Raw genomic sequence first — 24,890 nt, forward strand, 5'->3', positions numbered from 1 at the left:
ATGACCGATACACTCTTGGCCCCAGAAAGCCTGGCAGAGCTCCCGGCAAACTCCACGCTCGACCCGGTGACCTTCGAGGTGTTGAAGAACGCGTTCGCCACCTCCGTTGACCTGATGAGCGAACAGATCCTGCGCACCTGCTACTCGTTCGTGATCTACTCCCGCGACTTCTCCTCGGCCCTGTGCGACGCGGCCGGAAACACCGTGATGCAGGGCTCCGGCGACATCGCCGTGCACGTGGGCACGCTACATTTCCAGTGCAAGGCCGTGATCGAGGAATTCGGCACGGACATCCACCCCGGCGACGTCTTTGCCATCAACGACCCCTACCGCGGCGGAACCCACTTCAATGACGTTTCCTTCATCCGCCCGATCTTCGCCGGCGGCGAGGTCATCGCGTTTGCGCAGAACAAGGGCCACTGGGCGGACATCGGCGGCAACGTGCCGGGATCCTTCGACGTGAACGCCAAGGAACACTTCGGCGAGGGCCTGCGCATCACCCCGGTGCGCGTCTGGTCCAAGGGCGTCTTCCTGCACGACGTCGCCCAGCTGCTGGTCTCCAACACCCGCGCCCCGCGCCAGGCCATGGGCGATTTGCACGCCCAGTCCGAGGCCACCGCGGTCTGCGAGCGCGAACTGCACCGACTGGTGGAGAAGTATTCCAAGGACACGGTGCTTGAGGCCATGCAGGAAACCCAGGACTACGTGGAGCGCATCGTGCGCCGCCAGCTGGTGTCGCTGCCCCAGGGCGAATGGGAAACCACCGACTACATCGACGTGGACCCGGGCAAGGGCGAGGGCCTGGTGCCGATCAAGATCAAGCTGAAGCTTGACGGCACCGGCATCCACTACGACCTCTCCGGATCCGCACCGGCCGTGGCGACGTTCCTGAACTCCGGTTACGGAACCACCCACTCGGCCATCTATGCAGGCACCAAGACGTTCTTCCCGGATGTGCCGCTGAACTCCGGCTTCTACGCCGCGGTACAGGCCGAGATCGGCGAAGAGGGTTCGGTTGTCAACGCCGGATGGCCGTTTGCGGTCACGGGCTTCTGCTCGGGCCCGTACGAGAAGATCATGAACGGCATCTTCGAACTCTGGAGCCAGATCATGCCGGAGCGCGCCATGGCGTGTGCGTTCAACCTCGAGTATCTGCTGGTCGGCGGCAAGGACGCCCGCACCCCCGCCAACCAGTACTTCATGTGGTACGACTGGATGGCCGGCGGTTGGGGCGGACGCGCCTCCAAGGACGGCTCCAGCGCCACCGCGCCGGTCTTCGGCCCGGGCCTGGCGGTGCAGCCGGTCGAGGGGCAGGAACGCCTCTCCCCCGTGCTGACCACCCGCCACGAGATCGCCATCGACTCGGCAGGACCGGGCCGGTACCGCGGCGGCCTGGGCATCGAAAAGGGCGGCGTGCTCACCGACGCGTTCGACACCGTGATGAGTTACTGCTGCGACCGCGCCCGCTCCATCACCTGGGGCATCGAGGGCGGCCTGCCCTCCATTCCGCACGGGGTCTGGCTGAACAAGGGCACCGATGAGGAACGCTTCCTCGGCTCGAACTTCTCCTCGGTTCCGGTGCAGTCCGGCGACTCCTTCACCCGTCCCTCGGCCGGCGGCGGAGGCTACGGCGACCCGTTGCTGCGCACCGCCGTGGAGGTCCGCGAGGACGTCATCGACGGCTACGTTTCCCTGGATCGTGCCGCGAAGGACTACGGCGTGGTCATCCGGGAAATCGACGCCGAACTCGACGAGTTCGAAATCGACGAGGCCGCGACGGAGGCCCTGCGAGCCGAGATCCGTGCCTCCCGCGTCGGCTGGCTCACCGAAGACCCGAAGGTCATTGCCGAGAACTACCGCAACGGCAGCCTCCCGATGCTCGATGTGATCCGCCGCCACGGCGTGATTCTCGACTGGGGAACCGGTGAACTCTTCGAGAACACCACGGCCGAGTACCGCCAGCTGATGGCGCGCCGCTCGTCCTCCCACTGGGACTAACACCCCGGAGCACCCCCCGGCCATACGGGATGCGGATGGAAGTCTTTGACAGCCCCCGTTTTCATCCGCATCCCGTATGGCCTTGGAACCATCCCCTTTCGCGGGGGGGGGGGGGGCAACACCCTTCCACCCGCGGAGTCCCCGCTTCGGCAAAGCACCGGCACCTCGAGGTGGAACCGGGGATCCGGCTTCCGGATTCCCCGCGCCGCGCATGGGCGGCTCTTGTTAGACACGCTTCACCGGGCCGCGGCCAACTCGCGGCCGCCTCAAGTCCCTTCCTTATCACCCACATCCGGCATCAGGCATGCCCCGGGCCCATCCCGGGGATTCCATGGCCCATGCCTGTTTTTGAGGAGAAGTACCTTGTCAACACAATCACCGGTGGTTCAAGAAGCCGCCAATTCCAAGATGAGCGCGGGGTCCCTGTCCATGGCCTGGTACGGCCTGGTCTCGGCCATGTTCTTCATCTACATCGGCGCTTCGCTGGCCCAGGCCTACGGCACCAAGGACACCCTGATCGGCCTGGCCATCACCATCGTGATCTACGGCGCGATCAACCGCGTTCTGGCCGGCTATGCACTGAAGCACGGACTCACCGTCGCCCAGTTCTCCCGCACCCTGCTTGGGCGCAAGGGCGCGGTGCTGGCCACGCTCATCTTCGCCGCAACGGCCATCTACTACGCGGTCTTCGAAGGCGCCATCCTTGGCTACGCCTTCCAGGCCCAATTCGGCGGGCCCATCCAACTTTGGTACGCACTGGTGGTGCTCTACACGATCCCGCTGATCGCCGGCGGCATCCAGCGCTGGCTGGACAAGGTCAACGGCTGGCTGCTTCCCGTCTACTGGGGCGGGCTGATCACCGCGGTCATCTGGGCCGGCATCGCGCACCCCAACGGAAACGCCTGGCTGACCCACTCCACGGGACAGCTTCCCTTCGCCTCCGGCGGGCCGGGATGGCTTGCCACCTGCGCCGCCTTCATGGGTGTCTGGATCTTGATGATGTACACCATGGACTTCGCGGCGCTGGGCCGCGCCAAGGACGTGAAGTTCCACCAGCGTTACACCTTCGGCTGGCTCTTTTACACCCTGGCGTTCGGCGTCAACTCGCTGATCGGCATCTACCTCACCTTTACCGTTCCGGGTGCGGAAGCCACGGAAACCGGTGTTGCCGGCGCCCTGGTCCAGCTCATGGGCCCATTGGGCCTGCTGGTGATCTTCGTGTCGCAGACCCGCATCAACACCGCCAACTACGCCCTGGGCATTTCGAACCTGCGCGAATTCGGCGAGCGTGCGCTGCGCCTGCGGTTGCCGTCGCTGGCCTGGGTCGGCATCGGTGCTGTGATCATCTACCTGCTGATGCTGCTGCCGGTGGTCAAGTACCTGCTGCTGGCGCTGTCCTGGCAGGGTGCGCTTGTCACCGGCTGGGTTGCCATCGCATTGGTGCACATCTGGTTCGAAAAGCGCGACGGTCTCCGCGCACTTGACGGTTCCGTGCCCGACGCCGCGTTCCCCGCCATCAACCGTGCCGGCGTCGCAGCGTGGATGGTCTCCGCTACGGTAGGCATCGCGCTGATCCAGTCGGGCACCGCGTGGGGATCCAACGTCGGTTCGCTGATCACCCCGGTGCTTGCGGCGATCATCTACGCGGTGATGCTGCGAGGTTCGCGCCACGCGCCCAATGTCCGGGAAGCCGCAGTGGCCAACAGCTGACCAAGTCATCCGGGCATACGAAGTGCGGTGCGGGAATCGCCATTGGATTCCCGCACCGCACTTCGGTTTAAGGCAACGCCATCACCTGAACGCCCTGTTGGCGTCGGATGTCTTGCCCCTAGGTTGCCCGCCATCCGTTCGGCGTGGTGACAAGTACCCGCTGGCTTGTCAGGTCATTTCTCCCGGCGATCTCCAGCAACGCTTCTGCGGCGTTCGCGAACGGCAACGTGGGCAAACCGGGCACCGGGGCAAGCTCATCGATGAGCTTCGCATCGGCATGGCCGGCTGGCGCTCCGCCCTTGAGATTGACCGGGCAGCCCAGTGCCAGCGTGACCATGCCTGCCCAGTCTGGGCCACGCCGAATACGATCACCGAATTGAGCTCGGGCCGCGGCCGGCGAAGGCGCATTCGGCCAGACCGCTACGGGCGCAGCGCCTGCAAGTCCTCGGCTTCGGCAGTGCGTTGCTCGCGCCTCACGACCGCCTCTTGCACGAACGCTTCGAGCAGCGCCCCGAATTGCCCCGCTGGAGTGCCGGTTTCCTCGGGATGCCATTGCACGCCCAGGATCCATTCACCGTTCTCCGACTCGGGCACCTCGATGGCTTCAACGATTCCGTCCTCGGCGAGCGCCGAGACGATCAGCCCCTCGCCGAGTTCATCCACGGCCTGGTGGTGCGATGACATGACGGTGGCGTGCCCCGACCCCAGGATGCCCCGCAACCGCGTTTCGGCCACCAGCATCACTTCGTGTTCGACCATGTCCTCGGCCGGCGTGTGGTCCTTGTGGAAGGAGTCCGCCCCGAGGTCTTCGATAAGGGTTCCGCCGAAGGCAACGTTGAGCAGTTGGGTTCCGCGGCAGATCGCAAAGATCGGGCGGTCGGCCGAGCGGGCAGCCCCGATGAGCGCCAGCTCAAGGTCGTCCGCGCGCCGGTCCACCCCATTAATACTTGGGTGCCCCGCACTGCCATAGAGGGCCGGGTCGACGTCCCCTCCCCCGAGCACCAGCAACCCATCGACCGAGCCGATGTCCACCAGCTCCGTGGCATTTGCCGAGAGGTTTGCCCCGGAAGCATCCAGCAGCAGCGCGCGGCCGCCGGCGGCTTCGATGCCCGCCACGGCCAGCGCCGCGAGCCTGCCGATGTCGGCACCGTAGGCCTCGTCGTAGGAGGACGAGTGGACGGGGGCCGTCAGGGCAATCAACGGAAGTTCGCTGGTCATGGAAAAACCCTACAGCCGGGACCCGGCCACCGGCTATTGGTTTCCGTTAAGCCTGTACCAGAGCATGGCAACGTGCAGGGAGGTGCGCGACTCGGCATCCTCGAGGCTGACCCCCAGCCTGTCCTCGAGTTTTTCCAGCCGGGCGTACAGCGCGGGCCGGCTGAGGAACCCGGTGCGGGCCAGCGCCGACTTGTTGCCCCCGTGCTTGAGGTAGAGCTCAAGCAGTTCCAGGGCCGCGGCGTCCGGCGGATCAAGGATCCCCGCCAGCTCCGCCTCCGCGAAGGACTTCACGCGGACGTCGCCCTGCATCAGCGCCAGCAGGCCGTGCAGCCGCACATCGGTGAAACGGTAGAAGGGGCGGGCCTTGGTGTCGAAGGTCGCGACGATCTCGGCGACCTGGGCGGCCTCGTCCAACCCGCGCGCTGCGTCCTTGACGCTTCCCCGCCCGTGCCCGACGCCCACCGACCAGTCGATGCCGGCCTGCCCCCGGGACAGCTGCCGGAAGATGCGCTCGAGCAGCGGCTCCTCGAGCTGCTTGGCGCTCACGCCCAGCACCATGCCGATCTGCCCCGACTGCAGGCTGGCACTGAGCGCCGTGGCCCTGGAGGAGTCCAGCACGGCGAGCAGCGCCTCCAGCAGTTCGCGTTCGCGCAGCTGCAAACCGGTGGGGGTTTGCCCGCTGTGCATATCCAGGCGCAGGACCACCGGGACGTAGTGCGCCACGTCCGCCAGCCCCAGGGCCATGGACCGCACGAGCACCTCGTCCGCGCTCAGCGAGTGCGCCTGGCGAAGTTCGTGCAACAGGCCGGCCCGCGCCTGGTGCAGCAATTCCTTCTGGTCCCGGCCGGCCAGACGGGCAATGGAAAGGGTCTGGCCGGCGCGTTCCAGCACCATGGCCGCGTCATCGTCGTCCGCAAGATCGCCCGGCACCACCAGCCTGCCCCAGCGTTGCCCGCGCACCCCCACGGGTGTCTGCAACCAGCTTTCCTCCCCCGCCCCGCGGCCCGTGGATTCCAGGTAGCCGACCCGGCGGGAACGCTCGGCCCAACGGGCCAGCAATTCCGCCCGGTCAGTATCCGAGGCATCGAAGGCCAACACCAGGTGTGCCACGTCCTCGAGCACCACCGGCGCCCCGATCAATCTTGCAGTCCGCGAGACGATCTCATCCTCGTCCGCGTTCTCCAGGCTCAACGCGGTGAACACCTCGTGGATGGTGCGCGAGCGTTCAAGCGCTGCGAGCTGGTCGGATACCAGCATGCGGTGGACCACCTCGGTGATTTCCACGAACCTGACCCGCCGGTGCAGCAGCGCGACGGGAAAGTCCATAAGGCTTGCGGCCTCGCGCAGTGCGGAGATGGTGGCATCCACGTTCCGGCTTACGCCCGGCACCAGTTCCACCAGGATTCCCACGGCGCCGGCGACCCGGACCTGGTGGAGGAAATCCCCCACGCCGGCTCCTCCTTCACCGAAGGCCATGCCCGTGGTGAGCACCAGCTCCCCGCCGGTCAGCAGCTCGGCGAGGTCCGGGGTTTCGGTCACGTGGACCCAGCGCACCGGGGTGCCCAACAGCTCGAACCCGCTGAGCACCTCCGGGTCCCCCCGCCGCACCACGGACAATTCCATGATGCGGGCAATGCTCAGGACTGCCGGGACCCCCGGTGCTTCAACGCTTGAGACATGGTTCACAGAACACAGTGTATTGCCGTGGGCAAAAGAACTTACACATTGCCAATGTCGCCGGCGTGACCCAGTCGACACAATTGAACCAGGAACACCGTGAAACAACGTTTCACCACCATGTCTTGAAAGGACAACCCACGTGCAGACTCTCGCTCACTGGTCCAACGGCGCCACCCTCGAAGCCCCGGCCGATTCCCGCTACGCCGATGTCATGAACCCCGCCACCGGCGAGGTCAGCTCCCGCGTTGCACTGGCCAGTGCCGAAACCACCGCCGAGGTCATCGCCGCAGCCCACGCCGCATTCCCGGGATGGCGCGACACCTCGCTGACCCGCCGCGCACAGATCCTGTTCAACTACCGCGAACTGCTCAACAAGCGCAAGGGCGAGCTCGCCGCGATCATCACCGCCGAACACGGCAAGGTGCTTGACGACGCGATGGGCGAAATCGCCCGCGGCCTCGAGGTCGTCGAGTACGCCTGCGGCATCCCGCACTTGGTCAAGGGCGGCTACACGGAGAACGCCTCCACCAAGATCGACGTCCACTCGATCCGCCAGCCGCTCGGCGTCTCCGCCATCATCTCCCCGTTCAACTTCCCGGCCATGGTGCCGATGTGGTTCTTCCCGATCGCCATCGCCGCCGGCAACTCCGTTGTCCTGAAGCCCAGCGAAAAGGACCCGACCGCCGCACAGTGGATGGCGGAACTTTGGAAGGAAGCCGGCCTTCCGGACGGCGTCTTCAACGTGGTGCACGGCGACAAGGAATCGGTCGACACCCTGTTGACCGACCCGCGCGTCTCCTCCGTCTCCTTCGTGGGCTCGACCCCGATCGCCCAGTACGTCTACGCCACCGGCACCGCCCACGGCAAGCGCGTCCAGGCCCTCGGCGGCGCCAAGAACCACATGCTGGTCCTCCCGGATGCGGACCTGGACCTGGCCGCCGACGCCGCCGTCAACGCCGGCTTCGGCGCCGCGGGCGAACGCTGCATGGCCATCTCCGCCATCGTCGCCATCGACTCGATCGCCGACGAACTGGTCGAGAAGATCGCCGAGCGCACCCGCACCCTGCGCGTCGGCGACGGAACCCGCGGCTGCGACATGGGCCCGCTGGTCACCGCCGCACACCGCGACAAGGTTGCAGGCTACATCGACGCCGGCGAAGCCGCAGGCGCCACCATGGTGCTCGACGGCCGCCAGGTTTCCCCGGATGCCGACGGCGAGGGCTTCTTCCTGAACCCGACCCTCTTCGACAACGTCACCACCGACATGTCGATCTACACCGACGAGATCTTCGGCCCGGTCCTCTCCGTGGTCCGCGTCGAGTCCTTCGACGAGGGCATCGAGACCATCAACTCCAACCCGTACGGCAACGGCACCGCGATCTTCACCAACGACGGCGGCGCCGCTCGCCGCTTCGAGAACGAGATCCAGGTCGGCATGGTCGGCATCAACGTGCCGATCCCGGTGCCGATGGCCTACTACTCCTTCGGCGGCTGGAAGAACTCGCTCTTCGGCGACACCCACGCCTACGGCGCCGAGGGCATCCAGTTCTTCACCCGCGGCAAGGTTGTCACCTCCCGCTGGCTCGACCCGAGCCACGGCGGCCTGAACCTCGGCTTCCCGCAGAACGCCTAGGCTCAAAGAACCGTCAGAAAGGGCATTCCCATCATGAGCATCGATGTGAGCACCGAAACCATCACCGCCGAGCAGATCGCAGCCGGCGCGCGCGCCCACGAGCTGGACCGCGCACACGTCTTCCACTCCTGGCAGGCGCAGGGTCCGTTCGACCCGATGGCCATCGTCAAGACCGAGGGCTCCTGGGTCTGGGACGGGGCGGGCAACAAGCTGCTCGACTTCTCCTCGCAGCTGGTCAACACCAACATCGGCCACCAGCACCCGAAGGTCGTCGCGGCGATCCAGGAGCAGGCGGCACAGATCTGCACCATCGCCCCGCAGTACGTCAACGACGCACGCTCGGAAGCCGCACGCCTGATCGCCGAGCTGACCCCCGGCGACCTGAACCGCATCTTCTTCACCAACGGCGGCGCCGACGCCAACGAGCACGCGATCCGAATGGCCCGCCTGCACACCGGCAAGAACAAGGTCCTGGCCGCGTACCGCAGCTACCACGGCGGCACGCACCTGGCCGTGAACGTCACCGGAGACCCGCGCCGCGTCGCCTCCGACAACGCCACCGACGGCGTCGTGCACTTCTTCCCGGCCTACCCGTACCGCTCCTACTTCCACTCCACCACGGAGGCCGAAGAGACCGAGCGCGCACTGCGCCACCTGGAAGACACCATCATCCTGGAGGGCCCGAGCAGCATCGGCGCCCTGGTCTTGGAGTCGATCCCGGGCAGCGCCGGCATCTACGTGCCGCCGGCGGGCTACATGGAGGGCGTGCGCGAGCTGACCACCAAGTACGGCATCGTCTTCATCGCCGACGAGGTCATGGCCGGCTTCGGCCGCGCCGGAAAGTGGTTCTCCGTGAACCACTGGAACGTGACCCCGGACCTGCTCACCTTCGCCAAGGGCGTGAACTCCGGTTACGTTCCGCTCGGCGGCGTGGCCATCTCCGATGCCATCTTCGAGACCTTCCGCGACCGCGTCTACCCGGGCGGCCTGACGTACTCCGGCCACCCGCTGGCATCCGCCGCGGCCGTTGCGACGATCAACGCCATGAAGGAAGAGGGCATGGTGGAGAACGCCGCCCGCATCGGCGAGGACATCATCGGTCCGGCCCTGGCCGAGATCAAGGCCAAGCACCCTTCCGTGGGCGACGTCCGCGGAACCGGTTGCTTCTGGGCCGTCGAGCTGGTCGCCAACTGCGAGACCCGCGAGCCGCTGGCACCCTACGGCGGATCCTCGCCGGCCATGGCAGCCGTGACCGGTGCGTTGAAGAAGGCCGGCATGTTGCCGTTCGTGAACTTCAACCGCATCCACGTGGTTCCGCCGCTGAACATCAGCGACGAGGACCTGCGCGCAGGTTTGGCCATGCTTGACGAGGCCTTGTCGGTGGCCGACGCCTTCGTCGAAGCCTAAGCAGCGCTGGAGTAAACGGCTGGCCTGGTGCCCGGGACTTTCCCGGGCACCAGGCCAGCCGTCGTTTGCGCTGTCGACCGGGCGGCCGTTCCCGGCTCCGCGCCGTCTCGCCCGTGCCACGTGTCACCGTTGATGGCTCTCGCGTTTCGGACCTAGGGTATTGCCCATGCGTCTGACAAAAATACACCTCACCACCGGATTCCTGGCCTTGTTTGCCCTTGGCCTGGCAGGATGTTCGACCCCGGCACCTACCCCTGACCCGGTTCGCGGCCAAGCATGGTTTGATGCCGTCTTGGACGACGAATACAAGGACGATGACAGCGTGTCCTCCGGAGGCGGAACCACTGGCGCCACCATCACCATCACCGACGTGAAGGCGGGGTGGTACGCCTTCGACAGGGCATGCCAGGGAACCACGGAGGCAACGTTCACCATCAGCCACTCGGAAGAAACGTTGGGCGAAGGACAGGGTGGTTGCGATGGGTCTGGATTCGTCACCTCGACGGTGGAACTCCCCGCAGGCGAGATATCGGTGACCGCCACCAGTGACGACCCTTCCACCTGGTGGGCGGCCCGTCTGCGCCACACCGCAGCCCCGACGCCGTAGCACTGTCCCGATCGGGGAGGGAGCGAACACTCGTTCGGAGCGTGCCGAATAAGAACCCGGATCTAGTGAACGGGCGAGAGCATACGCCTAAAGGTGCATGTGGAAGCGGTATTTGTGTGTCTAGTATGGGCAGATGTACCTACCCATCGATTTCCTGACACCGCTGCTCTACGTGGCAGGCGCCGTCATTTGCGCTGTTTTCGCAATCCCGCTGGGTATCAGCGCACTGGTGCGATGGAAGAAGTTCCGCGCCGATGCCGACGGTTTGCAGACCTATGCACGCCGCAAGGACCTGCGGGTCCAGTCCGGCGTGGCAATCTTCTGCTTGGTCCTGGTGCTTGCCGCCTCGATCACCGCCGCCGTGGGCTGGAACGAATCGACCCGGAATCTCGGCACCAATGTGGAAGCACGCTACGACGTTAGCGACGTGACGATGACCAGCTGGAACGGCACGTGGGCCGTTGTTGATTTGGTCGACGGCAGGGGCCGCCCCGCAAGCGGCATAGAAGTGCTCGTTGGTCCGGAGCACGAACCCGAGCTCTTGGACCCCGCCATTGAGACGGGCCCCGCGGACGACGCCGAGCCCGTGCTGGAGCTCCGTTAGGCCCGGGACGTCCGGGAAAATTTCACTGCCGCAGCAGCGAGAAGCAAGCAACCGCCAGCAACGACAGAAACAAAAACCCATGCCGCCACGGTAATGCCGAGGCTCCCCGTCAACGCGCCGAGACCCACGACCGGAGCGGCACTGCCGAGATACGTCACCACGTAGACGGAGCTGAACACCCTGGCACTTTCCTGCGCCGGCAAGCTCACCGACAGGCGGTGGAAGGCGGATTGGAATGCAATGCCTTGCCCGATTCCTGCACCCAGCATGGCCAAACAAAGCATCCACAACAGCTCCGATTCGGCGGAAACAACGATCAGCACCGACGACACCGCCATGACGACGAGCGCGCCGGGCAACGACGAGCCGCGAGCAGGTGCCACCAGCTGGATTCCGGCGGAGCCCAGCAACACCAAGGAAGCCAGCGTCCCCGTGCCTACGGCAGAATGCACACCCGTTGCCTGGGCAAAGTACCCGGGGCCAAGCGACAAGCAAAAGCCAAAGAGCGCAAAGCTGAGGAACCCGACGAGCGACGTCACCCAGAATTGGGAGCGAACCGTCTCGCTGAGCCGTGGTTTTTGCGGTTTCAGCACGGCGTATTCGCCAGGCGTCGGCGCGATGGCCGGGCGTGCGCGGACCATGCACAGGGGAACGAGCATGGCTGCCATGAGCAGCGCATGGACGATGAAGGGAGTCCGTGTGGGCTCGCCGTAGGCTGCAAGGAATCCACCCACAATCGGACCCAGCGCCACGCCGCCGGTCGACGCCAGCAGCGTGAAGCGGCTGGCCCAGCGCGGGTGCTTGGGCAGCAGTTCCCGAAGGGCGGCACCGCTTGCACCGATGGCCATGGCCACGGCCGCTCCTTGAAGCGAACGGCCAATCATCAGCGCGCCCAACCCGTCAGCCGTTGCAAAGACGACTTCACCGCCCAATCCCACGACCACGGCAAGCACCAATGCCGCGCGTCGGCCAAGGTGGTCCGACCAGTGGCCGTACAGCACCAGACCAAGGATCAGGGCGAGGACGTAGGAGGAAAATGTAAGCGTCACCGCAAAGGGCCCCAGCCCCAAGCGTGACTGCAACAACGGATAGAGCGGTGTTGCCAGGTTGGCTCCCACCAACAACAACGCCGTGGTAAAGATTGTCAGAACCAGCCGTGCCGGAATGCTCGCATTCCATCCGCGGATGCCGGGAACGTCAGCATGCGGACGCATGGCAAGTTCACTGAATACCGTCATTGCGCATCTCCTGGATTCTTGGCTCGCGCACCACGCGCCGAGGATCGCCCAACGCACTGTCACAGAGATTCTGGCAGTAGTTGATGCCTATAATTCAACTAATCGGCAATCACTGATCATGATGATTAGATTTGGTGCTTGAACAAGCAAGATGGGATGCAGCATGAGCGTACTTGATGAGATCGAGGTCGGGATCCTGCTTCACTTGCTGGAAGACCCCCGAACCCAAATCGGTGATATCGCAGACTCCCTGGGGGTGGCTCGAAATACCGTTTCCTCACGCATGCGTCGTCTCGAGAGCCGCAATGTGCTTCGATCCGGAGGGCGTGACGTGGACCTGAGCGCCTTGGGGTTCGATGTTCTGGGCTTCATCACCTTGGAAGTGGCGCACCGCGAACTTGACCCGGTACTCACGGCACTGCGGTCCTTGGATCGCGTGTTGGAAGTCCATGAAATCTCGGGACGCGGCGATGTGTGGTGCCGCGTCGTGGCCCAAGACACCAAGGATCTGCACCGCACCCTGCGCTCGATTCTGCGCATCCGCGGTGTGCTGCGCACCGAGACGTCACTGGCACTCAAGGAACACCTCCCCTACCGGATTCAACCGCTGCTCCAAGGCCTGGTCAAGCCTGCGCGATGACCCGACGCAGCGTTCGCATGGACCGGCATATCCAGTTGGCCTGTTGCAAGCGCCGGTTCCGGAACTCGGACGGATAGACGCCTGTGGCCACGCCGTCGCTTTTCTCTGGCCCTCGGAGAAGCAACCGCCAGAGGCGACATCTGGGGCCCTCTGCGCAGCACCTACGGATAGTACCTGCGGATGGGGAATGCATGGGCAGTCTCCTCCCTGGGACTTAGTTCGGCATCCGGAATATGATCCCCGCGTCCGATGTGCCCGGTGCCCCGGCATTTCTAGGCTGGAAGCATGACAAGTACCGCTCTGCTCTCCCCTGTGGCATCCAACCGACTCAAAATGCTCGGGTTGGTATCCACAACAATATTGGCGGGCCTCGCCATGACCGGCTGTTCGGCCCTGGGCATCGAATCGAAGTACGACAAGACCTCCACCCACGAATTCGCCACCGGCACCGAAGGCAAGGAAAAGGACGTCGTCCCCGCCTGGGTTCCGGATCAGGCAACGGAGTTGAAGGAAATCCAGCGGACCACGGGCAACGAACGCATCCTGCGCATGAAATATGCCGGCGCGTTGCCCGATTCCTGCATCGCACTGGACAGCGCCGGAAAGCCGACTGCCGAGGAACTTGCCTCTGGCTTGAAAACCGAGCAGGGCGTCAAGCCCGATGACATCGCCGACGTCGTGGCCAAGCAATACCAAACACCGTTGTTGAGCGCGGAATGGTGGCCAACAGGCAAGGAAAACCAGAGCACCCACCTATGCGGCAAATGGTGGGTTTCCCAGGAATCTGGAGTTCTCTACGCTTTCTCTCCCGAACAGCAGAGAATTGCCGAGCCGGTTCTGGCGGAGCAGGCAGCGAAACAGCGTGCGGAAGTGAAGTAGCAAAGGCGTTGCCTTCGGTGTCGCAAAAGAAAACGACGGTGAAGACAACGCCCTTGTCGGCATGAAGCGGGGCAATTAGCCGTTGATGACCTGTGGCTGGCCCAGTGCCTTGAGTCCGTCGACGCCGAACTCGACGCCGTAGCCCGAGGTCTTGGCGCCGCCGAACGGGATGCGCGGATCCACGCCGCCGTGGCTGTTGATCCACACGGTGCCGGCCTGCAGGCGTGCGGCGACCTCGCGTGCCGCATCGCGGTCGGAGGACCACACGGAGGCACCCAATCCGACGTCCAGGGCGTTGGCCAGCTGGACTGCCTGCTCGATCGAGTCGAACTTGACGATCGGGAGGACCGGGCCGAACTGTTCCTCAACCACCAGCGGGTTGTCGGTGGCGATGTCCGCGATCAAAGTGCTCGGGTAGAAGTAACCCGGCTGGTCTTCAGACGGGTTGGCGCCGAGCAGCACGCGGGCACCGGAGTCGGTGGCCTTGCGGACCAGCGAGTCGACGATGTCGTACTGGGCCTTGTTCTGCAGCGGGCCGAGCACATTTGCCTCGTCCAGTCCCACGCCCATCGGCATGTTCTTGGCGACCTCGGTCAAGGCCCCGCAGACTTCCTCATAGATGTCGGCGTGCACGTAGAGGCGCTTGAGTGCGGCGCAGGTCTGGCCGGTGTTGATGAACGCGCCCCAGAAAAGGCCCTCGGCGATGGCCTTCGGGTCAGCGTCGGGCAGCACGATTCCGGCGTCGTTGCCGCCCAGTTCCAGGGTCAGGCGCTTCACGGTGTCCGCGGAGGAACGGATGATGGCCTTGCCGGTGGCCGTCGACCCGGTGAACATGACCTTGTCGATGTCCTTGTGGGTGCTCAGCAGCTGGCCCACGTCGCGGCCGCCCGCGACAACATGCAGGACACCCTCCGGCAGAACTTGGTTGATGACGTGGACCAAGGCCAGGACGCTCAGCGGCGTGTATTCGCTCGGCTTCATCACCACGGTGTTGCCCATGCGCAAGGCCGGGGCCAGCTGCCAGACACTGATCATCATCGGCCAGTTCCACGGGCCGATGGCACCGACAACGCCGAAGGGGCGGTAGTGCATCTCGGCGTAGGTGGTTCCGTCGTCCACGATGACCTCGGCCTCCAGGCCGAATGCCGCGGCAGCACGCAACCAGGCTACTGCGCCGCCGACCTCGAAGCGTGCGTTCGGGCCGTTCAGCGGCTTGCCCTGTTCGCGCGAGAGCAGGTGCGCCAGCGCCTCGGCGTTTGCCTCAATGGCATCGGCGGCCTGGTTCATCAGGGAGCGGCGTGCATCGTGGCCCAGCGCGTCCCACTCCGGCTGCGCCGCATGGGCGGCGGCGATTGCCGCCTCGAGATCTGCAACTTCGTGTTCCGGCGCGCGGCCCACCAGCTCGCCGGTGGCCGGGTCGAGGATTTCGCGCCCCCCGATGGCGGGCTGGATTGCGGCAAGCAGTTCGTCCGCTGTGGCGTAGGTGGCAACGGTGTTGGTTTCGGTGCTCATGGATCGTTCCCTTTTCTTGTCTCTTGGTTTGCCGGAAGTCTTGTTTGTTGAAGCGTTCGTTGAAGGGTCTTTGGCTCAGCGCTGCGTGGGCTCTTCGCCTTCGGAATCGGTTTCGTCGTCGGCCAGGTCACCGCCGTGTCCGACCCTTGCGTAGACGGCGGGCTGGGCGGAACGTAACTTGAAGGCCCAAAGCAGCCCCAGGATGCCGGGGACCACCACGATCGTGGGCAGCAGCCAGCCCAGGACGCTGGCGCCTTCCAAACCGATCAGCACGTCGAAGTTCGCCACGATCGCCCCAAAGAGGACAACCAGCGCGATCCCGGCGATCAACGGCGCCACCAGGGTGGTCCACTTTCCCAGTCCGTGCGGTTCGCTCCGGAAATAGCCGATGACCGCGAAGGAGGTCAGCGCCATGAGCATGACCAGTCCAAAGGCGCCGGTGTTGGTGAGCCAGGTGAACAGGGTGAACACGGGGAACATGACATCCTGCCCGGCCCCGGCGATGGCGAAGACCACCAGGACCGCCAGGGCCAGCACCGACTGGGTCAGCGAACCAACCACGGGAGCGTGGGTGCGCGGGTTGGTCTTGGCCATGGCCGCGGGCAGGACCCCCTCGCGGCCCAAGGAGAAGAGGTAGCGGGCCACCACGTTGTGGAAGGCGATCAGCGCGGCGAGCAGGCTGGTGATGAAGAGCAGGTTCCCGAGGGTGACGAACCACCCCGGGGTGTGGACCGCCAGGAATCCAAAGACCAGGCCCGGACCGGCCGCCGAATTTTCGATGACGGCGCTGTGTCCCTCACCCACGGCCATGGCCCAGGCGGAGAAGGCGTAGAAGACGGAGATGATGCCGATCGCAATGAGCGTGGCCCGCCGCGGGGTGTTCTTGGGGTCCTTGACCTCTTCGCCATAGATGGCGCCGGATTCGAAGCCCATGAAGGCGGCGATACTGAAGGCCAGTGCCGCCCCGACGCCTGCAGTAAAGAGGCTGGACGGCTGGAGGGATTCGGTGGAGATCCCTTCGGGCGCGACCTTGAGTGCCAGCACGTCATAGACGATGACAACGAGGAATTCGCAAGCCACCACGATTCCCAACACCTTGGCGGAGAGGTCGACCTTGTTCACGCCGAGAATGCCCACGATGGCCCAGCCGATCAGCGCACACACCCACCAGGGGGCCGAGAGCCCCAACGACGTGCCGAGGAAATCGGAGAGCGCAAAGCCGAACATCCCGTAGATGCCGATCTGCATGGCGTTGTAGCTGACCAAGGCCACCCACGCGGCGCCGATGCCCGTGGGTTTGCCCAGCCCGCGGGCCACGTAAGCGTAAAACGCGCCGGCGTTCTGCACGTGCTGGCTCATGGCCGTGTATCCCACCGCAAACACCAACAGCACTACGCCGAGCACGACGAAGGACAGCGGGATGCCGAGCACGCCGGTGACCGCGTAGTTGCTGGTCACGCCGCCGGCGACCACCGTCAGCGGCGCCGAGGCCGCGATGATCATGAACACCAGCGCGGGCACGCCGAGCGTGCGTTTGCCCAGGCTCGGTGCCTGGGCGTCCCTTGATTCGGTTGATGTTGCCATGGGGATTCCTCCTTGAAGCCTCGTTACCTACAGCGTGCGCTTCGGAGGGCACTAGAGGCTTGGCTTTGCGTGAGCGGTACTTGGCGAATCGTGCAGAGTTATTCGGCGTCCTCCCGTTCGGGCGGGCGGGACACGGTCCTGAACCCGCAATGGCTGCTTGAGGAATCGGGGGAATTCCGGCTTCGAGCCGACACCCGGTAGCGGTTGCAATACGATTCGTGGCACAGGAACGATCCCCCGCGCATGACCCGGCCCTCGCCGAAGGGAGGACCCTGCGGATCCAGCTCCGGGCTTCGCTTGTAGTAGCGGGGAAGGAACCAGTCGACGCACCATTCCCAGACGTTTCCCGACATCTGCCACAACCCGTACCCGTTGGGTTCGAAGGAACGTGCCGGCGCCGTTGCGCGGAAACCGTCATCCCCGGTGTCCAGCTGCGGGAAGCTGCCCTGGAAGATGTTGCACCGGTGCCGGTTTCCGGGGGTGAGCTCGTCGCCCCACGGATAGCGCGCTCCTTCCAGGCCGCCGCGGGCCGCATATTCCCACTGGGCCTCGGTGGGCAGCGCCCTGCCGGCCCACTCGCAATAGGCCAGTGCGTCGTTCCAACTGATGTGGACCGCCGGGTGCTCTTCCTCGGCCGCGGACCCGGCACCCAGTGGCTCGCGCCAGTTGGCACCGGGAACGTTGACCCACCACTGCAGGCCTGCCAACCGGCGGCTCCCCGCCGGCCACGTGGCCTGATCCCCCAGCTGCAAGTGAAACACGGCCGAGGAACCAAAGCGCTCGGCCTCCGTCAGGTGGCCGGTCAGCTCGGCGAACCTCGCGAACTGCCGGTTGGTGACGGCAACGGCATCCATCCCGAATTCGGCAACCGCCACCCGGTGCACGGGGGTTTCCCCGTCGGCCGGGTAGCCCTCCCCGAAGTGGTCGCCCATCAGGTAGCTGCCGGCAGGAACGCGGACCTGTTCGATCCCGTGCCGCGGCATGCCGGCCGGGGCGTTCCCCGGACCGGCTGTGCCTCCCCCGAACTGGAGCACAACTCGACCCGCTGGCTGGCCCGCGGATTGGGCCGTGGATTCCGCGTGGTTCGGCCCGGGCTGGCAGCACGACACGTGGTCCTCCTCTGGTTGTTGCGGTTGGGTCGGCGGTTAGGCGGCGGCGGTCGGCGTGGGCGCAAGGTCGCACACCCGCGCCATTTCCTCCAGCAGCGCGCTTTCCAGGACACGCTGCAGTTCGGCCACGTGCGGGTGCCCTGCGACGTTGCGCAGCTCCTGGGCGTCACTGCGGTGGTCGTACACCTCGATGCCGGGGGCCCCGAAGTACTTGGTCAACCGCCCCTCGGCGGTCACCACGCTGCGCATCCGCACCGGCGCGGGAAGCCCGTCTATGGAGAACGGCTGGTCCTCCTCGATCAGCACGGCATCCCGAATTGCATCGGCCGAGCCGTCGATCAACGGCTGCAGGCTGCGGCCCTGGATCCCGTGGAACCGGCGCACCCCGGCCAGGTCAAGCATGGTCGGTGCCAGGTCGGCCGTCGAGACCAGGGCTTTGCTGCGCCGCGGCGCGTTGCTCTCCACCCCGGGGATGCGGATGACCAACGGCACCCGGGTCACGGATTCGTAGTGGACAAAGTGCTTGAGCATCAGCCCGTGGTCCCCGAACATGTCCCCGTGGTCGGAGGTGAACACAACGATGGTGTCCTGGCCCCTGCCCGAGTCCTCCACCGCCGACAGGATCCGGCCGATCTGCGCGTCCATGAGTTCGATCAACCCGTACTGGGCGGCGACCGCGCGGCGGTATTGGTCCTCGGAGACGGCGAAGGCCATCGTCGCATCGCTGTTCGGGGTTCCCCGGTCCCGGATCATCCTGCGGATGTGTTCGGGCGAATCGCTGTGGTCCTGCTCGAACCCGCTCGGGATCTCCATCTCGGCCGGGTCGTACAGACCCGAGTATTCCTCCGGCGGTGCAAAGGGGTGGTGCGGGTCCGGGAAGGAGACAAAGAGGAAGAACGGGTCCTCGGACGCGGCGGCTTCCTTGATCCGTTCGGCCGCCCGCTCGCCCACGTAGGTGCTCGGGTGGACGTCGACGGGAATCGAGGTGGTGTAGACCTGGTCCCAGCCCGTCGGCGGCTTGGCGCTGGCCTCCGGCCCGCCGATGACGCGCGGGTCGACGCCGCGCTCGCGCGCCCAATGTACCCAGTGGCCGCCCGGGGCGTCGCCGTGGCCGATCACCAGGTCGACCTCCTGGTAGCCGTAGTAGTCCTGGGGCATGGGCACAAAGCCGCGGTCGTGGCGCTCCCGGTTTTCCCATTGGTCCCATCCGGCATCCCGCCCGCGGCTGACGGCCCGGGCCGTGCGGCCGTCGATGAGCCCCGGATCGGTGTCCCGGATCTGTTCGGCCTGCTCGGGTTCGAAGTCCCACCCCATGTTCTGGTGGTGGAGCTTGCCCACGGCCGCGGTCCGGTATCCGGCCTGCGCCAGCGAGCGCACAAAGGTGGAGCTGTCCGGGTCAAGCGAGATCCCGTTGCACCGGGTGCCGTGCACCGAGGGCCAGCGCCCGGTCAGCAGGCTGGCGCGGTTCGGCATGCAGGTCGGGTTGGCGACGAAGGCGCGGTCAAAGACCGCGGCGTCCCGGGCCAGCCCGTCGAGGTTCGGTGTGCGGACCTCGGCGTTGCCGTTGAACCCCAGGTGGTCGGCGCGCAGCTGGTCCGCGATGATGAAGACGATGTTCGGCTGGCTTGCTGTCATTTCCGGGCCCCCTGTCACGACTGCGCCTGGCGGATTAGCGAGAGCGTGCGGGTGCGCAGTTCGGCGAACTGCGGCAGGGCGCGGGTGCCGATCTGTTCGCGCGGGCCCGGCAGGTCCACGTCGATGACGTCGAGCACCCGGGCCGGCTTGGAGCCGATGGCCACGATCCGGTCCGAGAGGTACACGGCCTCGTCGATGTCGTGGGTGACCAGCAGGATCGTCATGCCGAAGTCGTCGCGGATCTTCAGGCACAGGTCCTCGAGCTCGAAGCGGGTCTGCGCATCGACGGAGGCGAACGGCTCGTCCATGATCAGGATCTCCGGGCGGTAGGCCAGGGCCCGGGCGATCGCCACGCGCTGCTGCATGCCGCCGGAGAGCTGCCACGGGTACTTGTGCTCGGCACCGCTCAGCCCGACGGCCGCCAGCGCGGTGTCGCAGCGTTCCTTGAGCTCGGCGGGGTCCAGCCGCAGGTGGCGCAGCGGCAGCACCAGGTTCTTGCGCACGTTCAGCCACGGCATGAGCGAGCGCGAGTAGTCCTGGAAGACCAGGGCCATCTCCGGCGGCGGCCCGGAAATCGTCCGGCCGTCGATGCTGATGGTTCCGCCGGTGCTCGGGTGCAGGCCGGCCAGGCATTTGAGCAGGGTGGTCTTGCCGACCCCGGACGGGCCGACGATGCACATGATCTCCCCGGCCTCGGTGGAGAACGTGAGGTCCCCGATGATGTGCGCGGCGGCCGGGCCGGAGCCGTAGCTCTTGGCCAGGGACTGGACCGTGAGGCGCGGTACTGCTGTTGAGGTTTCCATGGGTTCCTCCGAACCTAAGCGAATCGAACGGCGGGACGTGGGGCGGGGCATGCTGTTTTCGGAAGCCGAGTTTTCGGAGACCTGGGTGCTCATGCGGCACGCTCCACCCGGCGGGACCCGATGTACCAACGCAGCACCCGGCCCTTGATGAGCTCGAACACGACGTTCACCAGGAAGCCGATGACACCGAGCAGCAGGATGCCCGCCCACATGTCGGCGGACATGAAGGACTGCTGCGCCAGCAGCGTCATCGCCCCGATGCCCTGGGAGGACCCGAGCATCTCGGAGGCGATCATGACAACGAAGCTGACCTGCAGGCTCACCTGCATCCCGGAGAAGATCTGCGGGCCGGCCGCGGGCAGGTACACGCGCACCATCCGTTCGGCCGGGGTGAGCCGGTAGACGGAGCAGACGTCCTTCAGCGAGGAGTCGATGCCGCGGATCCCGTCCATCGTGGCAATGAGCGTGGGGAAGAACGCCGCCAAGGCGATGTTGGCCACGCGCATCTCCGGGCCGAACCCGATCAGCGTGATGACAATCGGGATCATCGCCACCGGCGGGATGCCGCGGAAGAAGTGGATGGTCGGCTCGAACATCCAGCGGATGGTCGGGATCATCGCCAGCACAAAGCCGATCACCACGCCCGCCGCGATCCCGACCAGGAACCCGGTGAACAGGTTGCCCATGCTCAGCAGCACGTCGGACTGGAAATGATCGAAGAGCCACAGGTCCGCGAAGCGTTCCGTGATCACGCCCAGCGGCGGGAAGAAGGCGTTGGTCGAGTTTTCCGAGAGCGTCCACCAGGCGGCCAACACCGCCACGGGGCTCGCGATGCCCAGGATGATGAGCATCAACTTGTTTTTCGAGACCCTGTTGTTCACAGCGATGCCTCCCGGTGGGAAGGGTGCCAGTACAGCGCCTTGGCCTCGGCCCACGAGCTGGTCCAGTGGAAGACGAGTCCCAGCAAACCAAGCACGATGACCAGCGCGTAGAGCGTGGAGAAGTTGCCGGCTGCCTGCGCTTGGTAGATCGAACGCCCGAGGCCCGGGGCCCCGCCCAGCAGCCCGGCCACCACGGTGATGACCAGCGCAGTGGGCGCGGCCACCCGCATGGCGGTGCCGATGAACGGGCTGGCGCTGGGCAGGACGATCCGCGCCTTGATCTCCATCGGCTTCATGCCGAAGGAGCGGGCCGTGGCCAGCGCGACGGGATCGGTGTCCTGGACGCCCGATGCCGTCTGCATGACGATGGCCAGCGAGCAGCCGAACGCGACCAGCACGAAGGCCATGGGCCAGGTGGGGCCCAGCACCATGACGGCCAGCGGCAGGATGACGATCGGCGGGATCGGCTTCAGGAACTCGAAGACCGCCAGGGCCAGGGCCTGGATGACGGCAGAGGTGCCGATCAGGATGCCGAGCAGGATCCCCAGCACGGCGCTGAAGACCAGTCCGGCCAGGGCGATGGCGACGGTGACGGACAGCTCGGACCAGAACTCCTGGCTTCCCAGCAGCGCGGCCAGCTTGCCGGCGGTCCCGAACACCGAGGGGACCGCGTTGCCGAAGAGCTGCGCCGCGGCGACAACCTGCCACGCGGCCAGCACGATCGCGGCGCCGAGGACGCCCCACAGGGCCTGAGCCCGGCGGGAATCGCGCGCGGGAAGGACCAGCAGCCCGTTCGGCGTGCGGCTATTTGTCGCCAAGGATGAGGCTGTCATCGATCTTCACCTCTTTCGGCAGGAACCCGAGCTCCGCCAGACGGGTGTCGACGCGCTGGATGTCCGCAAGGCGCACCTCGGTCGGCCAGAAGGTCAGTGCCGAGTTCTTCAGGACCTCCAGCGGGGTGTCGGTCAGCTTGGCGGCGACCTCCAGGGCCTCGTCGTGGTTCTCGTTCGCGTAGGCGTTGGCCTTGTTGATGGCGCGGGCGAAGGCCCGCAGCTGCTCGGCCTTCTTGGTTGCCGTCGACTCCCCGGCAACATAGAGGCCGACGGCACCCTTCTCGAAGAACTCGACGCCGGGCGAGGAAACGACCTTGCCGCCGTCGGCAACGGCCTTGGAGGTGAACGGGGCCACCAGGCCAGCGGCGTCGATGCGGCCCTGCTTCAGGGACTGCACGGCGGAGGAGAAGTCCAGGACGATCCAGTTGATCTTGGTCGGGTCCCCGCCGGCCTGCTGGACCGCCCGCGAGATGGTGACCTCAAGCTGGGCCTTGCGCGCCGGCACCGAGATGGTCTTGCCTTCCAGCTCGCCGACCGAGGCGATCGGCGAATCCTTGCCGACGATCAGCGCGGTGTCGTCGACCAGCGTCAGGTCGCTCTTGCCCATGGCCTCGTCGCTGTATCCGTCGGCCGCCGCGACGATCTTCAGCGGCACCCCCTGGGACAGCGCGTTGAACATCGGGATCGAGGGGGTGTAGGTCAAATCCAGCTGGCCGCTCTGGGCGGCTGCCACGCCGGCCGGCGGGTTGGCCACCACGGAGGTCTCGACGGTGAGGCCCTCCTCCTTGAAGTAGCCCTTGGACTTGGCCAGTTCGATGGCCGCATCGGAGGTCAGCCCGATGGTGCCGACCTTCAGGGTGGTGCTGCCGCCGGGCGTCGGGGCGGCGGCCGGATCGTTTCCGGTGCTGCAGGCAGCCATTGAGAGGGTCAGCGAGCCCACGGCCAGCAGGGCCATTGAACGTAGGGAAAGTTTCACTTTTGCTCCTGGAGTCTTGGCGCCGCAACGGAAGCGGCGCGTGGTTTTTGGTGGGGCAGACGTTGCGGGAGAACGGTTCGCCCGCTACGCCGAATAAACGAGATTGCCGTTGGAAATCGTGTGGGTCGACGGGTTGCCCCGCAGTGCGTGGACGTCATCGACGATGGGTTTTTCGAGAATGCAGAGGTCCGCAAGGTAGCCGGGGGCAAGGCGCCCCTTGCGGTCCTCCGCGTGGTCCTGCCAAGCCGGGTGGATGGTCATCATCTCCAGCGCCTGCCGGAAGCCGACCCGTTCGGGGTCGCCGGGGGCGCCCGGTCCCGCGGTGGTGTCCCTGGTGACGGCCGCGATGACCGATTCCCTCCAGTCCGGCGAGGTCACCGGAGCGTCCGAGGCAATGTTCGTCGGCACTCCCGCCTCGAGCAGCGAGGACAGCGGCTGCTGCCCGTCGAACCTTCCCGCGCCCAGGATCTTCTTCATCAGGGCCCCGGCCTCCGAGCGAATGGCCGGGTTCGTGCTCAGGCCCACGCCGTGGCGTTGGAACCTGCCGATGGATTCCGGGCCGTTGAAGGCACCGTGGATGATGTAGTGCCGCGCGTCCCTAGGGTTTTTCCCCTGGGCTTCGGCGATTGCCTCGATCGCCGCGTCCGTCGTCGCGTCGCCCGTGGCGTGGATTCCGGCCTGGAATCCTCCGTCGTGGATGCGGGTGATGAGCTTGCGAAGTTCGAGTTCGCGCTCGGCATCGGAATCGCCGGCGATGACCATGCTGCCGTGGTTGTGGCCGCAGGGCGTCTCGTAGGGTTCGCTCATCCAGGCGGTTCCGGAGCGCGGGATGCCGTCGGCAAAGATCTTGACCCCGGCGATTCGCAGCAGGTCTTCGCTGATGCCGCGCCGCCGCAGGCTGCCGGGCAGGTCCCCGGCCAGTCCCAGTCGCACGTCGTTTTCGTTCGCTCCGCCGGTGGACGAGAAGAGCAGCAGCACGTTGATCCGGAGGGTCAGCTCCCCGTCGGCCGCGAGATCGGCCAGCAGCGACAGGCTCCGGGTGGCGCTTGATCCGCCAAACAGGCCCTCGCCGCCGGGCCCCAGGCCGGGTTCGGTCAGCGAGGTGATTCCCAGGGAATGCAACCGACGCTGGTGCTTGATGATGCATTCCTTGAGTTCGGCATCCCCCAGCTGCGGGACGACCTTGCCGGCAAGTTCCACGGCCGCGTCAACCAGGAGTCCGTTTGCCCGGCCGTCGGCGAAGCTTCCCACGACGCCGTCGGGGTAGCCGCCGGCCCATGAGTCGAGCCCGGCCAAGCGCGCCGCCGTTTCATTCATGAGCAGCTGGTGCCCGGTTTGGTCGTAGGCGACCAGCGGGGAATCGGGACGGAGTCCGAACACGTGCTCTGGGCCGCCGTGGCCAAGCACCGCTTCGTCCCAGCCATGGGCACGAATCCAGCCGTCGCTCGCCGGAACGGCATCCTCGAGGATGCGGACGACTTCCGCCCAGCTGCCTGCCACATGGCTTCCGACCGACAACGTCCCGTGCTCGGAGACCGCCGACTCGACGAAATGCAGGTGGCCGTCGTTGATTCCCGGAAGCACGGCCCCGCCTTGCGCGTGGATGACCCGGGTTCGCGGTCCGATGAGATCCAGGATTTCGCCGCCACCGACTGCGGAAATTCGAGGGCCGGTTACGGCAACGGCAGTGGCGTCCCCCGCGGATGCGTCGGCTCCGTGAACTTGTCCGTTCACGATGACAACGTCTGCGGCTTGGTTTGTTTCCGTCATTGCTTGTTCTCCCCTTCGTCAAATTATGGCATCGCGGTGTGATCCAGCTAACTAGCCAAGTAGAGTATGTCGTATGACTTAGTCGTTTGACCAGAAGTATCGAAAAGTTTCTTTCCGCGACCTTCAGCGAGGGTCCGTAGGATGGAATACAAGTTGCACAGGAAGGCATCTCG

At 65.9% G+C, this 24,890-nt stretch carries 21 protein-coding genes; 8 read left to right on the forward strand and 13 right to left on the reverse strand.

The genetic code is table 11. The features are described 5' to 3' along the window. Together JOF47_RS13710 and JOF47_RS13715 are read left to right on the forward strand one after the other, a co-directional pair. Complete coding sequence (locus JOF47_RS13710; RefSeq protein WP_209999451.1) at positions 1–1,998, forward strand: hydantoinase B/oxoprolinase family protein; 1,998 nt, start codon at positions 1–3, stop codon at positions 1,996–1,998. 363 nt (positions 1,999–2,361) lie between these two features. After that, complete coding sequence (locus tag JOF47_RS13715) at positions 2,362–3,708, forward strand: purine-cytosine permease family protein (protein ID WP_209999452.1); 1,347 nt, start codon at positions 2,362–2,364, stop codon at positions 3,706–3,708. A 118-nt stretch (positions 3,709–3,826) separates the two neighbouring features. Here JOF47_RS13715 and JOF47_RS13720 read toward each other — a convergent pair whose 3' ends face one another. The 3 genes from JOF47_RS13720 to JOF47_RS13730 all read right to left on the reverse strand — a co-directional run bounded on the left by JOF47_RS13720 (position 3,827) and on the right by JOF47_RS13730 (position 6,612). Then, entirely contained in the window at positions 3,827–4,045 is a 219-nt protein-coding gene (locus JOF47_RS13720; protein ID WP_209999453.1) for a hypothetical protein, read from the reverse strand. An 83-nt stretch (positions 4,046–4,128) separates the two neighbouring features. Further along, positions 4,129–4,926 carry a gamma-glutamyl-gamma-aminobutyrate hydrolase family protein gene (locus JOF47_RS13725; RefSeq protein WP_209999454.1) on the reverse strand — a complete coding sequence of 266 codons (798 nt, stop codon included), beginning with the start codon at positions 4,924–4,926 and terminating at the stop codon, positions 4,129–4,131. A gap of 33 nt (positions 4,927–4,959) precedes the next feature. Next, positions 4,960–6,612 carry a PucR family transcriptional regulator gene (locus JOF47_RS13730; protein WP_342592782.1) on the reverse strand — a complete coding sequence of 551 codons (1,653 nt, stop codon included), beginning with the start codon at positions 6,610–6,612 and terminating at the stop codon, positions 4,960–4,962. Positions 6,613–6,745: 133 nt separating this feature from the next. Between JOF47_RS13730 and JOF47_RS13735 the strand changes: the two genes are divergently transcribed. From JOF47_RS13735 to JOF47_RS13750, 4 genes are all read left to right on the forward strand, one after another. After that, the gene (locus JOF47_RS13735; RefSeq protein ID WP_209999455.1) at positions 6,746–8,239 is read left to right on the forward strand and encodes a CoA-acylating methylmalonate-semialdehyde dehydrogenase; all 1,494 of its coding nucleotides are present in this window, start codon (positions 6,746–6,748) and stop codon (positions 8,237–8,239) included. Positions 8,240–8,272: 33 nt separating this feature from the next. After that, the gene (locus JOF47_RS13740) at positions 8,273–9,646 is read left to right on the forward strand and encodes an aspartate aminotransferase family protein (protein WP_209999456.1); all 1,374 of its coding nucleotides are present in this window, start codon (positions 8,273–8,275) and stop codon (positions 9,644–9,646) included. Between the two features lie 166 nt (positions 9,647–9,812). Continuing rightward, positions 9,813–10,253, forward strand: a complete 441-nt coding sequence (locus JOF47_RS13745; protein ID WP_209999457.1) for a hypothetical protein — start codon at positions 9,813–9,815, stop codon at positions 10,251–10,253. Between the two features lie 133 nt (positions 10,254–10,386). Continuing rightward, entirely contained in the window at positions 10,387–10,857 is a 471-nt protein-coding gene (locus JOF47_RS13750) for a hypothetical protein (RefSeq protein ID WP_209999458.1), read from the forward strand. On the opposite strand, the gene JOF47_RS13755 is transcribed toward JOF47_RS13750, so the two are convergent. Next, positions 10,854–12,095, reverse strand: coding sequence for an MFS transporter (locus JOF47_RS13755; RefSeq protein ID WP_209999459.1), 1,242 nt, complete (start codon positions 12,093–12,095; stop codon positions 10,854–10,856). The two genes, JOF47_RS13750 and JOF47_RS13755, sit on opposite strands and share 4 nt — an antisense overlap. A gap of 163 nt (positions 12,096–12,258) precedes the next feature. Between JOF47_RS13755 and JOF47_RS13760 the strand changes: the two genes are divergently transcribed. Together JOF47_RS13760 and JOF47_RS13765 are read left to right on the forward strand one after the other, a co-directional pair. Further along, positions 12,259–12,735, forward strand: a complete 477-nt coding sequence (locus JOF47_RS13760) for an Lrp/AsnC family transcriptional regulator (RefSeq protein ID WP_209999461.1) — start codon at positions 12,259–12,261, stop codon at positions 12,733–12,735. 285 nt (positions 12,736–13,020) lie between these two features. Then, a complete protein-coding gene (locus tag JOF47_RS13765) occupies positions 13,021–13,614 on the forward strand; it encodes a hypothetical protein (RefSeq protein WP_209999462.1) in 594 nt (197 codons plus the stop codon). Between the two features lie 75 nt (positions 13,615–13,689). Here JOF47_RS13765 and JOF47_RS13770 read toward each other — a convergent pair whose 3' ends face one another. From JOF47_RS13770 to JOF47_RS13810, 9 genes are all read right to left on the reverse strand, one after another. Beyond that, the gene (locus JOF47_RS13770) at positions 13,690–15,126 is read right to left on the reverse strand and encodes an aldehyde dehydrogenase family protein (protein ID WP_209999463.1); all 1,437 of its coding nucleotides are present in this window, start codon (positions 15,124–15,126) and stop codon (positions 13,690–13,692) included. Positions 15,127–15,201: 75 nt separating this feature from the next. Next, positions 15,202–16,710 carry an APC family permease gene (locus JOF47_RS13775; RefSeq protein WP_209999464.1) on the reverse strand — a complete coding sequence of 503 codons (1,509 nt, stop codon included), beginning with the start codon at positions 16,708–16,710 and terminating at the stop codon, positions 15,202–15,204. 98 nt (positions 16,711–16,808) lie between these two features. Next, positions 16,809–17,693, reverse strand: a complete 885-nt coding sequence (locus tag JOF47_RS13780; RefSeq protein WP_210001683.1) for a formylglycine-generating enzyme family protein — start codon at positions 17,691–17,693, stop codon at positions 16,809–16,811. 162 nt (positions 17,694–17,855) lie between these two features. Then, the gene (locus JOF47_RS13785; protein WP_209999465.1) at positions 17,856–19,454 is read right to left on the reverse strand and encodes a sulfatase-like hydrolase/transferase; all 1,599 of its coding nucleotides are present in this window, start codon (positions 19,452–19,454) and stop codon (positions 17,856–17,858) included. Between the two features lie 14 nt (positions 19,455–19,468). Continuing rightward, entirely contained in the window at positions 19,469–20,257 is a 789-nt protein-coding gene (locus JOF47_RS13790) for an ABC transporter ATP-binding protein (RefSeq protein ID WP_245356370.1), read from the reverse strand. A gap of 89 nt (positions 20,258–20,346) precedes the next feature. Beyond that, positions 20,347–21,138 carry an ABC transporter permease gene (locus JOF47_RS13795; protein ID WP_342592784.1) on the reverse strand — a complete coding sequence of 264 codons (792 nt, stop codon included), beginning with the start codon at positions 21,136–21,138 and terminating at the stop codon, positions 20,347–20,349. Next, on the reverse strand, positions 21,135–21,971 hold the full coding sequence (locus tag JOF47_RS13800; protein WP_209999466.1) for an ABC transporter permease: 837 nt from the start codon (positions 21,969–21,971) through the stop codon (positions 21,135–21,137). The genes JOF47_RS13795 and JOF47_RS13800 overlap by 4 nt, the downstream gene beginning before the upstream one ends. Then, the gene (locus tag JOF47_RS13805) at positions 21,943–22,947 is read right to left on the reverse strand and encodes an ABC transporter substrate-binding protein (RefSeq protein ID WP_342592785.1); all 1,005 of its coding nucleotides are present in this window, start codon (positions 22,945–22,947) and stop codon (positions 21,943–21,945) included. Before JOF47_RS13805 ends, JOF47_RS13800 begins: the two co-directional genes overlap by 29 nt. A gap of 84 nt (positions 22,948–23,031) precedes the next feature. After that, the gene (locus JOF47_RS13810) at positions 23,032–24,717 is read right to left on the reverse strand and encodes an amidohydrolase (RefSeq protein ID WP_209999468.1); all 1,686 of its coding nucleotides are present in this window, start codon (positions 24,715–24,717) and stop codon (positions 23,032–23,034) included. Positions 24,718–24,890: the final 173 nt, after the last annotated feature.

The sequence above is a fragment of the Paeniglutamicibacter kerguelensis genome, assembly GCF_017876535.1.
Taxonomy (GTDB): domain Bacteria; phylum Actinomycetota; class Actinomycetes; order Actinomycetales; family Micrococcaceae; genus Paeniglutamicibacter; species Paeniglutamicibacter kerguelensis.

Coding starts and splice junctions, on each gene's coding strand:
- JOF47_RS13710 (WP_209999451.1), top strand. CDS start 1: ATGACCGATACACTCTTGGCCCCAGAAAGCCTGGCAGAGCTCCCGGCA.
- JOF47_RS13720 (WP_209999453.1), bottom strand. CDS start 4,045: ATGGTCACGCTGGCACTGGGCTGCCCGGTCAATCTCAAGGGCGGAGCG.
- JOF47_RS13725 (WP_209999454.1), bottom strand. CDS start 4,926: ATGACCAGCGAACTTCCGTTGATTGCCCTGACGGCCCCCGTCCACTCG.
- JOF47_RS13740 (WP_209999456.1), top strand. CDS start 8,273: ATGAGCATCGATGTGAGCACCGAAACCATCACCGCCGAGCAGATCGCA.
- JOF47_RS13745 (WP_209999457.1), top strand. CDS start 9,813: ATGCGTCTGACAAAAATACACCTCACCACCGGATTCCTGGCCTTGTTT.
- JOF47_RS13750 (WP_209999458.1), top strand. CDS start 10,387: ATGTACCTACCCATCGATTTCCTGACACCGCTGCTCTACGTGGCAGGC.
- JOF47_RS13755 (WP_209999459.1), bottom strand. CDS start 12,095: ATGACGGTATTCAGTGAACTTGCCATGCGTCCGCATGCTGACGTTCCC.
- JOF47_RS13760 (WP_209999461.1), top strand. CDS start 12,259: ATGAGCGTACTTGATGAGATCGAGGTCGGGATCCTGCTTCACTTGCTG.
- JOF47_RS13765 (WP_209999462.1), top strand. CDS start 13,021: ATGACAAGTACCGCTCTGCTCTCCCCTGTGGCATCCAACCGACTCAAA.
- JOF47_RS13770 (WP_209999463.1), bottom strand. CDS start 15,126: ATGAGCACCGAAACCAACACCGTTGCCACCTACGCCACAGCGGACGAA.
- JOF47_RS13775 (WP_209999464.1), bottom strand. CDS start 16,710: ATGGCAACATCAACCGAATCAAGGGACGCCCAGGCACCGAGCCTGGGC.
- JOF47_RS13780 (WP_210001683.1), bottom strand. CDS start 17,693: ATGCCGCGGCACGGGATCGAACAGGTCCGCGTTCCTGCCGGCAGCTAC.
- JOF47_RS13785 (WP_209999465.1), bottom strand. CDS start 19,454: ATGACAGCAAGCCAGCCGAACATCGTCTTCATCATCGCGGACCAGCTG.
- JOF47_RS13790 (WP_245356370.1), bottom strand. CDS start 20,257: ATGGAAACCTCAACAGCAGTACCGCGCCTCACGGTCCAGTCCCTGGCC.
- JOF47_RS13800 (WP_209999466.1), bottom strand. CDS start 21,971: ATGACAGCCTCATCCTTGGCGACAAATAGCCGCACGCCGAACGGGCTG.
- JOF47_RS13810 (WP_209999468.1), bottom strand. CDS start 24,717: ATGACGGAAACAAACCAAGCCGCAGACGTTGTCATCGTGAACGGACAA.